9 protein-coding genes and 1 pseudogene are annotated in these 16,185 nt (G+C 42.2%); 4 read left to right on the top strand and 6 right to left on the bottom strand.

What is annotated here, in order from left to right; all coding sequences use genetic code 11:
- Nucleotides 1-402: 402 nt before the first annotated feature.
- Nucleotides 403-2,844, bottom strand: a complete 2,442-nt coding sequence (locus ACM0OR_RS04110; protein ID WP_323264822.1) for an endonuclease MutS2 — start codon at nt 2,842-2,844, stop codon at nt 403-405.
- Between the two features lie 301 nt (nt 2,845-3,145).
- Between ACM0OR_RS04110 and ACM0OR_RS04105 the strand changes: the two genes are divergently transcribed.
- From ACM0OR_RS04105 to ACM0OR_RS04095, 3 genes and pseudogenes are all read left to right on the top strand, one after another.
- A complete protein-coding gene (locus tag ACM0OR_RS04105; RefSeq protein WP_323264801.1) occupies nt 3,146-4,309 on the top strand; it encodes a GuaB3 family IMP dehydrogenase-related protein in 1,164 nt (387 codons plus the stop codon).
- 473 nt (nt 4,310-4,782) lie between these two features.
- A pseudogene (gene trxA / locus ACM0OR_RS04100) lies at nt 4,783-5,130 on the top strand (thioredoxin); the annotation flags it as partial.
- 388 nt (nt 5,131-5,518) lie between these two features.
- Nucleotides 5,519-6,589: an LOG family protein gene (locus ACM0OR_RS04095; RefSeq protein ID WP_414575103.1), complete on the top strand. Its 1,071-nt coding sequence runs from the start codon at nt 5,519-5,521 to the stop codon at nt 6,587-6,589.
- Between the two features lie 466 nt (nt 6,590-7,055).
- On the opposite strand, the gene ACM0OR_RS04090 is transcribed toward ACM0OR_RS04095, so the two are convergent.
- A complete protein-coding gene (locus ACM0OR_RS04090) occupies nt 7,056-8,006 on the bottom strand; it encodes a DNA-methyltransferase (RefSeq protein WP_414575102.1) in 951 nt (316 codons plus the stop codon).
- 2 nt (nt 8,007-8,008) lie between these two features.
- Nucleotides 8,009-10,672, bottom strand: coding sequence for a DEAD/DEAH box helicase family protein (locus tag ACM0OR_RS04085; RefSeq protein ID WP_414575101.1), 2,664 nt, complete (start codon nt 10,670-10,672; stop codon nt 8,009-8,011).
- Between the two features lie 378 nt (nt 10,673-11,050).
- Between ACM0OR_RS04085 and ACM0OR_RS04080 the strand changes: the two genes are divergently transcribed.
- Nucleotides 11,051-12,370 carry a D-alanyl-D-alanine carboxypeptidase gene (locus ACM0OR_RS04080; RefSeq protein WP_414575100.1) on the top strand — a complete coding sequence of 440 codons (1,320 nt, stop codon included), beginning with the start codon at nt 11,051-11,053 and terminating at the stop codon, nt 12,368-12,370.
- Between the two features lie 50 nt (nt 12,371-12,420).
- Here ACM0OR_RS04080 and lptC read toward each other — a convergent pair whose 3' ends face one another.
- The 3 genes from lptC to metG all read right to left on the bottom strand — a co-directional run bounded on the left by lptC (nt 12,421) and on the right by metG (nt 16,028).
- Nucleotides 12,421-13,647 (bottom strand): LPS export ABC transporter periplasmic protein LptC, encoded by a 1,227-nt coding sequence (lptC, locus tag ACM0OR_RS04075; RefSeq protein WP_414575098.1) that lies wholly within the window; start codon nt 13,645-13,647, stop codon nt 12,421-12,423.
- A complete protein-coding gene (locus ACM0OR_RS04070) occupies nt 13,647-14,270 on the bottom strand; it encodes an NYN domain-containing protein (RefSeq protein WP_190696935.1) in 624 nt (207 codons plus the stop codon). Before ACM0OR_RS04070 ends, lptC begins: the two co-directional genes overlap by 1 nt.
- Before the next feature lie 171 nt (nt 14,271-14,441).
- Complete coding sequence (gene metG / locus ACM0OR_RS04065; RefSeq protein WP_414575097.1) at nt 14,442-16,028, bottom strand: methionine--tRNA ligase; 1,587 nt, start codon at nt 16,026-16,028, stop codon at nt 14,442-14,444.
- Nucleotides 16,029-16,185: the final 157 nt, after the last annotated feature.

Here is a 16,185-nt window from a genome sequence, read left to right as displayed (position 1 = left end):
TAGCCTTTGCTTTGTGACTAAATGCACATTTTTTTCTGACTCCACTTGCTTTTCTTACTTTTGGTAAACAGCAATTGTCACTGTCTTACTCTACAAGATGAATTTTTATTTTCAACAGTGTATAAGGTGTATTTTGCTGGTAATATTTACCAGTTTTAGCTGTTATTTCCGTACCAAAGTATAAATAAATATATCTGGATAATTTAATTTTTAATTATTAATTGCCAGCATCATCAGGTAATCAATCACCAGAGATGAATAATCAATAACTGACACCAGTTATATTTATTGCAGAAAAAATTTCCTAATTTGTTACTGGGCATTGAGAATTGTATTTTTCTCCCGTTGCCCTCCCCTGCTTCCCCTGCTTCCCCTGCTTCCCCTGCTTTCTTCTCCCCAGTCTCAAGAAATATAGGCAATAGTCACCCCACTCCCACCATCAGCTTGTTCTGCTGTTTCAAAGCGGCTGACTCTGGAATGATGTTGTAAAAAGGCTTGAACACCTTGACGCAATTTGCCAGTGCCGTAACCGTGAATAATCCAGATTTGACCATGAGCTTCAGAAATGGCTTTATCTAGAATGTATTCGGCATCAGCTACCCGTTTACCGCGTAAATCGACGGTATTTTGGGAAGTCCGAATGACTGGGGCTGTTGGGGGTGGTGGTGTGACTGTGGCTGGGCTAGGTTTTGGTTTAGTGACTGGTTCGGGTTTTTGACCGTCAAGAGATTCGATATCTTCTAGCTTGACACTCATCTTCATAATCCCAAAGCGGACGCTGAACTCGCCATCTTCATCGGGGGCGGTTAAAACTTCTGCTGTTTGTCCAAACTGGGACAGCCGAATGCGATCACCTACTTTGGGCATGAAGCCAATTTTTTGTTTAGGCGGTGGTGCTGGCTGATATTTTTGGGTAATTTGATTTAAAGTATTGGTTGCTTGTTGGGCATCTTGGGCTGTGGGTGTACCCTGTTGCAAGCGGCGAATTACTTTAGCAATTTCGCCTTTAGCTTGAGTAATTGCTTGCTGGACTGCCATTTCCTGAGAAGCCTTTAAAGACTGTTCCCTTTCCTCTAACGCCGAGGCTTTGGCTGAGACCTCTTTATATAAACGTTCCGCTTGTTGTAATAATTTTTGTGCTTCTGCCGCTTTGGTTTCCTGGCTACGGCGTTGGGCTTCTAAACCAGCAATTACCTGATTTACCTCGTCTGTAGCCTCTCCCACTTGGGTTTTTGCCTGTTCTACAACTTCCGGTTTCAACCCCAAACGTAGGGCGATCGCTAAAGCATTAGAACGCCCAGGAATCCCCCAAAGTAGACGGTAGGTGGGCGATAAGGTCGCCTCATCAAACTCTACCGAAGCGTTTTCAAATCGCGCATCTTCATATTTAAGGGCTTTTAATTCCCCAAAGTGAGTTGTGGCGATCGTTAGCTGGGAATGATCAGCCAAATATTGTAAAAGGGCGATCGCTAAAGCACTCCCTTCCACTGGATCTGTACCCGCGCCAACTTCATCAAGTAATACCAGGGATTGAGCATAGTCTATTGCTTCTTCTCCTTCTCCTTCTTCTTCCCTGTCACCTGTCACCTGTCCCCTGTCACCTGTCCCTAACGCATTCAAAATTCTACTAATGCGACGAATGTGACCAGAGAAAGTAGATAAACTTTGCTGTAGGGATTGTTCATCACCAATATCAGCCAATACTTGGTCAAACCAGGGCATTTCTACTGGTTCACGGGCTGGCACAAATAAACCCACTTTGGCCATCAATGCTGCCAATCCTAGGGTCTTTAGCGTGACAGTTTTACCGCCAGTGTTAGGCCCAGTAATTGTCACTACTTTAATATTTGGGCTGATTAACAAATCAACAGGAATCACAGCATGACCTTGTTCGTGTTGCTGTTGCCATACCAATAAGGGATGGCGTAGCTGCCGTAATGTGATGATTTCCTGTTCTGCGCGGTCTATAAATCTAGGAGGATTAGCTTGCAGCCATAAACTATATCTGGCTCTAGCAGTTGCCAAATCCAATGTTGTGACAATTGCCAATAACCTTTCTAAATCAGGCTTAACGGCTGCTACTTGCTCCGTTAAAGCGCGGCGAACTGCTTCTTCCTCTACTTGCTCTCTTCTAATTGTCTGCCGCAATTGGTTGCCTATTGGCACGATCGAATTCGGCTCTATATAAAGGGTTGCGCCACTAGTTGAGGTGTCATGGACAATACCGGGAATAGCATCCTTTTGCGGTGCTTTTACCGGAATGACAAAGCGATCGCCTCGTTGAGTAATAATTTGTTCTTGGACTGCACCTGATTTCGCCTGTAAGATATTGTGCAGTTTTTGGGTAATTTGACTGCGTAATTTTCGCAGTTCGATGCGAATTTCTCCTAGTTTTTGGCTAGCGCGGTCAGTTACTTGTCCCCGTTCATCAATACATCGGTGAATCTCTTGCTCTAATTCGGGATAAGTCCTTAAATCAGCAACCAATTCATTTAGTATCAGTAAATCTTCCTGGTTATCAATAATACGCCGTAAATTTCTCGCCCCTGCTAAAGTAGTAGCGATCGCCAATAATTCATCCCCTGCCAAAATTCCTTGGAGTTCTGCCCGTTCTAGGGAGTCTCCAATATCTTGCACTCCGTCAAAAGATAATCCAGCAGTCAGGCGAGTTTCCAGTTGATAGACTTCTTTGGTTTGTGCTAACAACTGCTCACTTCCTGCTTGAGATGTAGGAATTTGCAGACGCAGGGATGCGATCGCCCCTAATTTAGTGGCGGCAAACGTGGAAAGGTGCTGGCATAAGCGATGCCATTCTAGTAATTCTAAGGTTTCAGATTGGATCAAGGCTGCAATATCAAATCTGACAAGTATCGTATCAATTCTAGCTCCCAGAAGGCTTAACCGTGACATCCTTCATACACTGATTTGGATTACCCATTGAGCCTGGGGGACTTAAACAAAAATATATTTCCTTTAGACTCTTTTTCAACCCCAATTTCCAATTCCCAGCCTCTAGTTATTTAATTTTGACTCTTGACTTTTGATTTTTGACTTGATTAGTCCCCAATCCCCAGTCAAAAAAACGCTGCAATTTAGCTCACAATTTGATACCCTAGCTAGAACAGAATTAAGAAAAGTTAACAGCGTGGAAATTCAACTTGGGCGGGGAAAGACAGCTCGCAGAGCCTATGGCATTGATGAAATTGCTCTAGCCCCCGGTAACAGAACACTCGATCCGAGTTTAGCCGATACTCGCTGGAAAATCGGTAATATTGAGCGAGAAATCCCCATCATTGCCAGTGCAATGGATGGTGTTGTCGATGTGGGGATGGCTGTAAAGTTGTCACAACTAGGCGCGTTGGGTGTTCTCAACCTAGAGGGTATCCAAACTCGCTATCTTGACCCGAATCCAATTTTGGATCGGATTGCATCGGTAGGGAAAGATGAATTTGTCTCTTTGATGCAGGAACTTTATGCCGAACCAATTAAACCAGAATTAATTGAAAAACGTATTCAGGAAATTAAACAACAAGGTGGTATCGCCGCCGTTAGTGCTACTCCAGTAGGTGCTAGCAAATATGGTGAAGTGGTAGCAAAAGCTGGAGCAGATTTATTTTTTATCCAAGCTACAGTGGTTTCTACTGCCCACCTATCCCCAGACACCATTACACCCCTTGATTTAGCAGAATTTTGTCGTTCTATGCCCATCCCCGTGATTTTGGGCAACTGCGTGACTTATGAAGTCACTTTGAACTTATTAAAAGCTGGGGCTGCTGCCGTATTAGTAGGGATTGGCCCTGGTGCAGCTTGTACCTCTCGTGGTGTATTGGGTGTGGGTGTACCCCAAGCTACTGCGATCGCTGATTGCGCCGCCGCCCGCGATGAATACTTCCAAGAAACTGGTAATTATATCCCCATCATTGCTGATGGTGGTTTAATCACCGGTGGCGACATTTGTAAATGTATTGCCTGTGGTGCAGATGGTGTGATGATCGGTTCACCCTTTGCTAGAGCAGCAGAAGCCCCAGGAAGGGGCTATCACTGGGGTATGGCGACTCCTAGCCCAATATTGCCCCGTGGGACGCGAATTCGCGTTGGGACGACTGGCTCTTTAGAGCAAATTCTCATCGGCCCCGCAGGATTAGATGATGGCACTCATAACCTTTTGGGTGCTTTAAAAACCAGCATGGGAACTTTAGGAGCAAAAAATCTCAAAGAAATGCAGCAAGTTGAAGTCGTTATTGCTCCTTCTTTGTTAACCGAAGGTAAGGTTTACCAAAAAGCTCAACAGTTAGGTATGGGTAAATAAAGGGCATAGGGGATAGAGAATAGCTTGAAAAGGCTAAGTTTTTAATAGAGTAATGAGTGACAGTTATAAAATCACAGAAAAAATCATTATTTCTTAAACTCCTATACTCCTATACCCCTAAACACCTACACCCTCAACCATTGAACTAGAGAATAGGGAATAGAAAAATATCTTCTCATTCCCAATACCTAATGAATACCTAATCCTTAATAGATAAATACTTTGAATCCGCAAGAAATTTTTTCCAGAGTTTTAAACATTCACTGGAAAAATCACATCTGTCGCCTACAATAGAGATAGCGGAGACGCATGTTTCCGTTCACTCCTCACACCACACTCCGCCCGGACTACTGTTCGGGCGGTTCCTTTTGTCTTTACGTTTGTGAATAAATTCTGGAGTTCTTTGCAAATATACATCCTTCTATTTCTGTCCGATGTTTTTGCTATGGTAGAATTTTCACGAAAGTCAGAAATATAATTGGCAAAGGTTTTTAGGCATGTCAGCAGCCGCACAAGTTACAGATTCTACTTTTAAGCAAGAGGTACTCGACAGCGATGTACCTGTTTTAGTTGATTTTTGGGCCCCTTGGTGTGGGCCTTGCAGAATGGTAGCACCTGTCGTTGAGGAAATCGCATCTCAGTACGAAGGTCAACTAAAAGTCGTGAAAGTCAACACGGATGAAAATCCCCAAGTTGCCAGTCAGTACGGTATCCGCAGCATCCCCACCCTGATGATCTTTAAAGATGGGCAAAAGGTTGACATGGTAGTTGGTGCAGTACCCAAAACTACATTAGCTAACACTTTGGAAAAGTATCTTTGAAACTCAATCAGTAATCAATGTCTGTTGAGTAGTCGATTAGTGATTAAATTTGAGTCAATATTTGTCAGTAAGTTTGTGAGGTGATCAATTTCGCGCCTCACAAACATTTTATTGATAGAGCAGTCAAAATCCCACTAACAAATTGTGGGGAATAGAAGCTGGGGACTGGTGACAAGAAAGCAGGGGAAGCAGGGGAAGATAGGGAAGAAAAAACCCAATGCCCAAATTCCAATTCCCAATGCCCAATGCCCAATTCCCAATTCCTAATGCCCAATGCCCAATGCCCAATTCCCAATTCCTAACGGCTTGCAGCAAGGCAAAAATTAAAGATTGATATATTACACACCAAAATTAGGTAAAATGTAATGCCATTGTGTTGGCAGTTCTCATGACTTCATCTGCGTCGTTTGACACATTCGAGTCTCTCCAAGCGGATATCGCTGGATTAATTGATCGCTTACCGACTTTAAAGCATCAGCAACTCATTCAGCAGGCTTTAGCTACCATCATTCGCCTAGCTGATAGTGATATTGATCGCCTCGATTGGAAGATACTATCTGCTTCTCTAGCAGATATGGAGCGAGGCTTTGAGCTATTTTATGATTATCGACACGTCCGCAAAGTGACTATTTTTGGGTCGGCTCGTCTCTCTTCAGCAACCCCAGAGTACCAAATGGCTTTACAATTTGGGCGTGCTGTCACCAAATTGGGCTTTATGGTCATGACTGGTGGCGGCGGTGGAATTATGGAGGCTGGTCATGAAGGTGCTGGACGAGAAAATTCTTTTGGCTTAAATATTCAGTTACCTTTTGAACAGGAAGCTAACCCAATTATTGAGGGCGATCCTAAGCTGATTCATTTTAAATATTTCTTTACCCGCAAATTATTTCTTCTCAAAGAAAGTGATGCTGTCGCCTTATTCCCTGGCGGCTTTGGTACTCAAGATGAAGCTTTTGAGTGTATGACGTTGAGCCAGACAGGTAAATTTGGCCCTGTACCCGTGGTTTTAATCGACCACCCCGGCGGTGATTATTGGCAATCTTGGAGTCAATACATTAATGAGCATTTGGTAAAAGAAGGTCTAGTCAGTCCTGAAGATCCCAGTCTTTACACTGTCACCGATAACTTGGAAGTAGCTTGTGATGCTATTACCCGTTTCTACCAGGTTTATCACTCTAGTCGCTATGTAGGTGATCAGTTGGTAATTCGCTTAATGCAAGAATTATCAGATGCAGAAGTGGAATATCTCAATGATCAATTTAGCGACATTATTGTGAAAGGGCGAATTGAAAAAAGTCCGACGTTACCCCAAGAAAACCAGGACGAAACTTTTGACCTACCACGGATAGTTTTATACTTTAATCAACGGGATTTAGGACGCTTATATCAAATGATTGCGGCAATTAACCAGATGGGAATGCCTTCTGTAAAAGAGCAATTACATCCAGAAAAAAAATAGCTATTTCAATACCTTTGCCAAATTAAGAGGGTTTAACGCCTGTAGAAACGGTATGAATGCGTCCTAAAGAAGTAAGAGGGTGTTTGAAACGTCCCCTTTTATGTCATCCTGACGAAGGAAGCATCCCAGTATAACGGTGAAAACGCGGATTCTTCCTTCCGCAAAGCTCCACTCAGAATGACAAAGGATACCTGACAAAACTTTTCAAACAGCCTCTAAGCTTGACAAAAATCTGGGTTAATAAAATCTGACTTTTCACGGGAAGTTCTCAAACCTCGAAACAACGTGACTTTTTCCACAGACTAATTCTCAATCTCTAAGTTAATGAAAATAGCTAACGTAAAAACAAGGATTTGAGAAAAGCTCAAAATGGCGTTTTCCAGATACCGTGAAAAGTCAGAGTGTGAATTCCGTCTAACGGTTGCGCTCACTGGCGGAGCGAAGCGAAGTCCGGTACACCGCCTTGTTAGGCGGTTTGTTTAGAAATAATTGGGTGTCGATCCAAATCATTTATTATTTGGTAGCTATATCCTTGAGAACGATGTGCTAAGTGGGCTACATCCCTTAACTGCTGTTCTAAATATTGCGATAGGGTCGGCGACAAATCGGAGGCGATACTATGACGCTTTAGGTCAATCGCTACACGGGTTGTTACTCCGCTACCAGCAAAGAAGTCTAATACTGTAGAGCCGGGAAATGATAGAGCTTTAATTAAACGCTCAATAACGATACGGGGTTTTTGCGTTGGATGACCTACACGCTCCTTCGAGTTACCGTTAAGGCGTGGCATTTGCCAAACATTAGTAGGATTCTTGCCTTTTTCAATGCTTTCCGGGCGCAACCTTTTATCACGCATATATGCTTTTTTGGTTTCTTCATCAAACGGCTCGCGCACAGCATCAAGATCAAAAAAGTATTTTTCAGTTTTGCCAAACCAAGCTATTTCTTCATGGCGATTTGCAAAAAATCGCTGTGCGCCCATGCCGTTTGGGTAATTCCAGATAATCAAATTTACAAGGCGCATTTTACTAGCGGTTCTCATGTGCGAAATAAGCGTTAGCAGATCGCCGCTCCCGGCTTCTGCCTGATACTGTAAACCGCCAAAAAGGGCGATATTGCCTGTTGGAGCTAAAACGCGCTCGGCTTCCACCAGCCAATCAGCAGCCCACTTTAAATAGTTGTGGTGATAATCCCAGTCTGCAAGTTGAATGTTGTAAGGCGGATCGCAAACAATTAATTGAATTGAATTATCCGGCAATTCGCGCAAAACCTCACGGCAATCTTTTATGATTACGGAATGAATAGTCTCATCCGGCACTTCTGATTGAGCGTGTCCATTTGATGAATGAGATTTACTCTGTTTTTTAAGTGTATTCATGCCGATATGACCGGCATTAAAATGCGAACGATTTGCCATGTTTACTCTTTTGCTATTTCAAATTCGGTCAAATAGTAATCTTTTGTTAAAAATGTTCCGCCAAAAAGCTCTTTCACAATACTTAAATCTTCGTCATTCAGTTGCTCCGGTGCGTAAGGAAAGGCTGCGGCAACGGCTCGCAATCTTGCGTTAGTGGTTTCGGCTTCCTCGCGCTGGTAAGGTTTCACCAACGACGGCAAAAGCAAAAGCCTTTTGATCGTTATATTACTGCGCCTGGCATCTATAACATCGCAAGCGGCAAGGATATTTAATAAGAATGGGCAACGGCGTTTTGCCGCTTCTGCTGTGGCTTCGTCAATGCCTTCCTGATCGCAAAACTGCTTAACAAAAGGGGCTTTGAAAAATTGATCGTAAATGGTGCTGCGGTCAACTTCGGCGGTGCGGATAATATGATAAAGAAATGCCAGCATTTGCTGAACGGCGTGCATTTTCAGGAATATGCGGTAAGCAACTGCACGCGCCCCGGCATCTACCCGGATATGCTCGCGGATCGCGTTATTATAGGCTTCTTCATTATCTTGCATCCGGGTTGATGGGATGCCGTCTGCTTCTCGCGGAAAATCTAAATTCAGCCGGTTAAGCATCGGATGAAAAGCGTTGTAAAGTTCTCTGCCAAGAGGTGTTAATTCAAGCGGATAGACTTCATCTGCCGCAAAATTCCGGTCGTCGGGTAAAATCCCTAATTCCATTGCTGCTTGTAGTTTATATTTTACTTGCCGTTGATATGTGCCTAAGCGATTCTCGCCAAGTCCACCGCGCAAGCGTATAAACTCATCATCAAGATGACTTCCGGCGCGGTTACCGCTTCCGAACACTTTTAGAATTGAAAGAATGTGCCCTAAATGTGTGCCTTGCGGGTAATGATAGCTTGCTTCGGTATATTCGCCAATTTCCCGCAAAAATTTCATCCAACTGCCGAAAATACGGATATAAACCGTCGCTTTATACTCGCTTGCGTTCAAATCGGTTTGGCTCGGTTTGCGCCCTAATGTTTCTGCAAGGGCAAAATAAGCGTCTTTCAATTCCTCCTTGCTTACACCTGCCTCTGCCGCATCTTGACGGTTTAAGATTTCTTCTACTTCCGCGCTGAAAATAACTTCGCAGCCGTTTGAGTATTCATATTCAAGTTTTTTCCCTCTACCGCCATCCTCCGCTCCCGGCTTTGTTCCTTTAGAGAGATATTTTCTAATTTGGTTGGCACGTTTGTAGTTACCGATAAAGTCCAGCACTCTAACGCGGTCTTTCCCGGCGCAAAGTCGCAAGCCTCGCCCTAATTGTTGAATAAAAACCGTTTTCGATTCAGTTGGGCGTAAGAAAAGCAAAATGCGGACGTTTGGAAAGTCCATGCCCTCATTGAAAAGATCAACTGTGAAAACAACTTGAATTTTATTCTCTCTGAAGGCTTTCAAATCTTTGTCGCGGGTTGGGCTTTGAGAATGAATTGCGGCGGCGGATACTTCGTTTTGATTGAAGTATTCAGCCATTCGCTCGGCGTGTTTGATAGATACGCAAAAACCTATCGCTTTGTCACCCTCCCCTTTATCGAGATATTCACGTAAAATTGACGCATTGCGCTCCGGGATAATTAAAAACCGCTCTAAATCGTTGGTTTTATATTTCTTCCCATCGTGCCGAATGCGAGAATAATCTACGTCATCAGTTAAACCATAGTATGTATATGGAACTAAAAAGCCACGCTCGATGGCTTCCGCAAGGGGCATTTCATAGACTTTGTTATAGTCAAAAAGCTCGAAAATATCTTTGCGGTCGGTGCGGTCTGGCGTAGCGGTCATTCCGAGCATAAAGCCCGGTGTGAAATAAGTCAGGATTTCCCGGTAAGTCGGGCTTTGACCATGATGAACTTCGTCCACAACAATATAATCAAACCAATCTTGGGAAAATCGGGCAAGCTCTGACGGTTGGCGCAAAGTATCCTTTGACGCAAAAAGCACGTCGCAATCTTGCTCATTTAATCGTTGATCTCCAGTCAAAATACCGATACGGACGGTTGGATTTACAAATTTATAGGCTTCAATGCTCTGCGCCAATATATCAAGCCGATGAACCATAAATAAAACGCGCTCGCTGGTGTTCATTGAATCGAGCGCAGATAAGATGGTTTTACCAGTGCCAGTTGGCAAAACAACAATGCCTTTTTTCCAGCCTCTTTCGTTTCGATAAAAATTAAGGGCTTGTAATACTTCTTCTTGTAAAGTGGTCGGTGCTAGGATATATTCAGTTAAAAGCTCTGGCGCGTAAGTTCTAAACGTATCTCGTAGAGTTTCTAAAATAACAGGTCGCCATTGTGGGCTTTGAAGCTGACTATAAGAAAATCGCATCAAAACATAGCCGCTTCGTAAAATTTCATTCTGTCTAAATAAATTATCATCAAAGGTTTCATTTGCGATTATGCCTTCGGCATGATAGGTTTCGCCGTTCACTTCAAGAGCAATATGTGCTTTTTCTCCGTGATAGGCAAAATCAATCCGACGGTTTCTCCCTGTTCGGTCTATAAATGGATATTGCGGCACGACTCCTTCAATTTTTGAGCCAATCAACGGATATAAAAATTCCTCAACGAAAAGCCGTTCACTGTCTTGCGTTATTTTGCTGCCATATTTTTTGTAATATTCGTCAATTGTCATTTTTTTTCAACCATGATGAGAGGTGGAGTAAAATAGCTTGATAAATGTCAGTTTGGATCTCATCCTCAATGGTACTTTTACATATTTCCTAGACCTTAAACGTAGGCAATCGCTAAATCACCTTATTTGCTTATTTTATTTATATTGAAGAATTTGGTAAATGTAGATAACTTAGTGAATATATCTGCGATCGCTCTGAATCAATGCTCAACTTTGAGAAATTGTCAAAACAGATACAAAAACCATGTAATTGAATCTACCCAGAGAGGGAAAAAACACCAATTATTACGGCTCAATACTGATTTACACTAAAAATCCCGTATAGTAGCACAGTAAATCAAATTGTTGTGTTCTGTTACATCCTAAGAGGATTAAATCATGCTGGAATTGTTGGGTTCAGGTTTGGTATCCCTCTGGCTGGAAATGGCTGGAGTTCAAATCAAGCCGTCAGATGCCTTAGATCCACTAACTTGGCAAAGTAGTCCTGGCTTAGTGATTGCACCCGATCCCAATCCAGCAGGGGCTAATACCGTTAAACAATATCTCCAAGGATTATTAAAATCTAAGTTAATCGCGCAAAATCTCACTCAAAGTCAGGGAATTTGGATGCAGTCGGGGCCTGTGCTAATGGCTGATCATCAAGGTACAACACCTTTACCTGCGGCTTCTCTCACCAAGATTGCGACTTCGTTGGTGGCTTTGAAAACTTTGGGTTCTAACCACCAATTCGATACCATGATCAGTGCTACAGGGCCAATAGTAAACGGTGTTCTACAAGGAGATTTAGTCATTATTGGTGGTGGCGACCCTATGTTTGTTTGGGAGGAAGCGATCGCTTTGGGTAATACTCTCAACAAAATGGGGATCAAGCAAGTCAAGGGAAATTTAGTGATTACTGGCAATTTCGCCATGAATTTTCAACGACATCCCCTGTTAGCTGGACAAATGCTCAAGCAATCTCTCAATTCCAAAACTTGGACTCGTCCGGCAATTTATATCCACTCCATCATGCCCAAGGGTACACCCAAACCCCAGCTTGTGATTGCAGGTCAAGTCAAATTTACACCACAGTCCAACCCCCAACAGACTTTACTAGTGCGTCACCGTTCTCTACCTCTGAAGCAATTAATCAAGGAGATGAACGTTTACAGCAACAACGAAATGGCTCATATGCTGGCAGACTCAGTAGGCGGTCATCAAGTAGTGCAGGTAAAAGCTGCAAAAATGGCTAATGTACCAGAGGCAGAAATTCAGTTAATTAATGGTTCAGGACTGGGGCAAGAAAATCGCATTTCTCCTAGGGCTGCTTGTGCAATGTTGATGGCAATTCAACAGGAAGCTGCTGCTGATCAACTCAATTTGGCTGATTTGTTTCCCACTTCTGGATTTGACCACAGAGGTACGATGCAGCATCGGCATTTACCGGCTGCAACTGTGATGAAAACTGGGACTTTGCGAGATGTCAGTGCTTTAGCTGGGGTTGTACCAACACGCGATCGCGGTTTAGTTTGGTTTGCCATCATTAACCGTGGCCCACAAATCACAGCTTTCCGCCAACAACAAGACAAACTTTTGCAAAGTCTAGTACAGCAGTTACAAATCCCTCCTCACGTTCCTAATGCCCTCACGCCTCATACTGCTAAATCTTTACCAGAACTGGGTAATACTAACCGGAATGAGATTGTCTTTAAAAGCTAGGAAGAAGGGGCGGGGGAGATAAGGGAGGCAAGGTAGAGTTTACCCAGTCCTTAATCCCTCACATTGGGAATAATCTCTGTCACTACTCTGTTCCTAGAACCGCCCCCTTTAACTACAATATTTTCGGTTTGCAGATTACCGACAGCAGTTTCACCCTTGAAATTTACGGGGGGATCAACTTGTTGATAAGCTACATTTCCTTGGGCTTCTAGTAATTTTTTGTCCAGATACCAAGTCATTTTTTGAGCATTGAGAGTCTGACGACGCTGCCCAATAGCGTTGACTTTACCTATTAAATAAACTATTTTTTGGGCAATTTTCATTTCACCTTGGTTAGCAGTTACAGTTACGTTTTCTGCTTTATGAAACACACGTACAGGTGAATTTGTGGTGACGGTTTCCCCGTTCATGTTCCAAGTCAATGACTTACTAGTGATTTGAACTGGGGGATTTAATGACTCTACTTGAGCATTGTTTGCTAGTGTAGCAATCTTAGTTTTCAAGTTGACTTCGGCCGAATTACCCTTACCGCGATCGCTAATTTGATTATTTTTGTAACGGTCAATCTGAATCAGGCGATCGCTGACTAATGTTTCTGCTTTAATCTGCCAAATTAAATGCTCGGTTCGCATTTTTATCTGGGGATCGGCAGAAGTTGCTACTACACCACCCGAAAATTCCATACGTTGTTCACGGGTTTTTACTCTTGCTTCCTGCGCTACAGCCTGGAGTTGTTTATGACTACCATTAATTTGGTTACGGACAATTAATAAATCTTCTTGAGGTCGCCATTCCAATTCATTTCCTCGCAAGATAATCCCATTTGCCGGATCTGTAGCTACTATTTTTCCTTTGAGAAATAGTTGTTTACCATCCTGTTCAATGTCTGCTTTTTCGGCTTTGACTTGGTAAACTACTTTGCCATCTTGATAAAGTTCCCCATAAGGGCTTTGAGCTTCACCAATTTGTTTTTCTTTGGTATATTCTGCTTGTTTAGCTTTGACTCTCCAGACTGGTCTTCCTACTTCATCTGCTTGTTCGAGGGTGACATCGAAGAAAGTCAAATTGCTATCTTGTCTAGATGAATCAGAATTATTTGCTTGGTTGCTTATGGGGGATTTAACTCCACAAGCTACTAAACCAAGTATTAGGCAAATAGTTAAAGGTAGATAATACCAATTACTTTTAAGTAAAGAAAATGGGGAAAAAGTTGTTTTTCTTCCCCCCTCCTGATTTAAATTTGTGCTTATTTCCAAATTATCTTGTTTATACTGCATTAATCCTGAATTTCTAGGTGTCCATCGCTGGTATCATCTAAAAATCCCATGCCAGATAAAGGTCGATAGGGATAGCTTTGGCGTGGGGTTTTTTGAATGTCTTCTTTGATAGCCTCTAAATCAATATAGCGATCGCTAACATTAATTAAGCTATCACTAGTCATAGAACGCAAACTTACAACCTCTACCCGGACACCACGATAGCTGACGGAATTTACTGCATAAGCTAGATCCCCATCACCACTAACTAACACTGCGGTGTCATAAGAATCCACCAAAGCCATCATATCTACAGCGATTTCTACGTCTAGGTTAGCTTTTTTAGAACCATCTGGTAGCTGTACTAAATCTTTAGCAATGACTCGATAACCATTCCGCCGCATCCACAACAAAAACCCCTGTTGTTTCTCATTGGTGCGATCTACACCAGTATAGAAAAAAGCGCGTAACAATCGAGAACCACCTGTTAAGCGACACAGTAGTTTCGTGTAATCAATTTCAATGCCTAATTGCAAAGCTGCGTAAAATAGGTTTGAGCCGTCAATAAATATAGCAACACGTCCTCGATTTTCTAAAACCTGCTCAGGCGTAAATATCGAGTCATTTTCCAAGTTATTCAACATTATTGTCATACCTCATTTTTATTTTTGATATTTTTGATAGAATTTTTCAAGTTGAGAATACTATCGGCTTATGATAACGTTCCGGGGCTAATAATTAAGTTTCGCCCCGTTATTTTTTCTGAAAAAAATAAAAAATGGCACTAAAACAAGATTAATCAAAAATTCCAAAGACTAATCATTTTTTGGTAGTTCTATGCGTTTAAAAATGGGTTGGGGTTTCCCCAAGTTTTGTTGATTAGATAGTAATCCCCATTTTGAATGGGTATCAAAACTTGCTGTTTGCTCATTAAAATCAATTCCAAAGCCCAGCTGCCGATAAATATCGCTACTGATATTCGGAATCACAGGGGAAAGCAGATAAGCTGCTAGTCTAACAGATTCTAAAACCGTGTAAAGTACAGTCTCTACTTCCTGTTGTTGCCCTTGTTTATATAGTGTCCAAGGTGCTTGATCATCGATATACTTGTTGCTGGCTTGCACCAGTGAAAGCACATTTTCGCAAGCTTGGTTGAACGCTAGTGATTCGTAGGCTTGTTTAACTTTTTCCCCTAAATGTAAACCGATGGCTTTCAAAGGATTTTCCGCAGGAACAGCTTCATTGTTAACTGACAGTGCATTTTCAGGACAGTATTTCTTCACCATGTTTAGGGTGCGATTGAGCAAATTACCTAAATCATTTGCCAAATCTGCATTCAAAACATTAATGAATCTAATTTCATTAAAGTCGCCATCTTTGCCAAATTCGATTTCCTTAAGGAAGTAATAACGAACGGCATCACTACCATAGCGTTGAACTAGTGCTATAGGATCAAGGGTATTACCCAGACTTTTACCCATTTTTTGTCCATCTTTGGTTAAAAACCCATGCCCAAATACCTTTTCTGGTAGAGGTAAATTGGCTGACATCAACATCGCCGGCCAATAAACAGCATGGAAGCGCAGAATATCTTTACCAATCAAGTGCAGGTTAATTGGCCACCATTTGGCTAGGGCGTTTTCTAAGGTGGGGGTGGTATCAGCATCTAACAAGGCTGTGACATAACCCAGCAGGGCATCAAACCACACATATAAGGTATGGTTGGGATCAGCTGGTACAGAAAAACCCCAATCTACATTTACCCGTGAAATGGAAAAGTCTTGTAACCCTTGGCTGACAAAGTTTAAAACTTCATTGCGACGACTTTGTGGTTGAATAAAGTCTGGGTGAGACTGGTAAAATTCCTCTAATTGAGTTTGATACTTAGATAAACGGAAGAAATAATTTTGTTCGTCTCGCCACTCAACTTCTTTGTTGGTATGAATAGGGCAGAAATTGCCTTCTAATAAGTCCCTCTCTTCTTTAAACTCTTCACAGGATACGCAATACCAGCCTTTTTGTTGACCTTGGTAAATGTCCCCACCTTCCCAGACTCGTTGGAAGAATTCTTTAACAATGGCTTCGTGGCGCGGTGAGGTAGTGCGAATAAAGCGATCGCACTTAATGTTGAGCAACTCCCACAAGGACGCAAAACTAGCCGATATTTGATCGCAAAACTCTTGTGGTGCTTTGCCTAAACTCTCTGCCGATCGCTGAATTTTTTGTCCGTGTTCATCTGTACCTGTAATTAATAATACTTGCTTTCCTCGCAACCTATAAAACCGCGCCAGTGTATCTGCCGCCATTGTTGTATAAGCACTACCTAGGTGTGGTACATCGTTTACATAATATAACGGGGTTGTTAGTGCAAATGTCTTTTCTGTTTTATCCACTATATTCATGCAAAATAAAAATCAAATTATTAAAACGTTTATTTTTTAATTTTCAGAGCAAAACCAAGCAATTATATAACATTATTGTTCTTTTTTTCAACAATAACTTTATATTAGCAAATTTACGACATTAAGCATGATTTTGTTATTTATATAAATCTCGCTA

This window comes from Anabaena sp. CCY 9402-a, assembly GCF_963920945.1.
GTDB lineage: Bacteria > Cyanobacteriota > Cyanobacteriia > Cyanobacteriales > Nostocaceae > Trichormus > Trichormus minutissimus.
The sequence above is the reverse complement of the archived record's forward strand: the minus strand, read 5'-3'. Positions and strand labels throughout refer to the sequence as shown.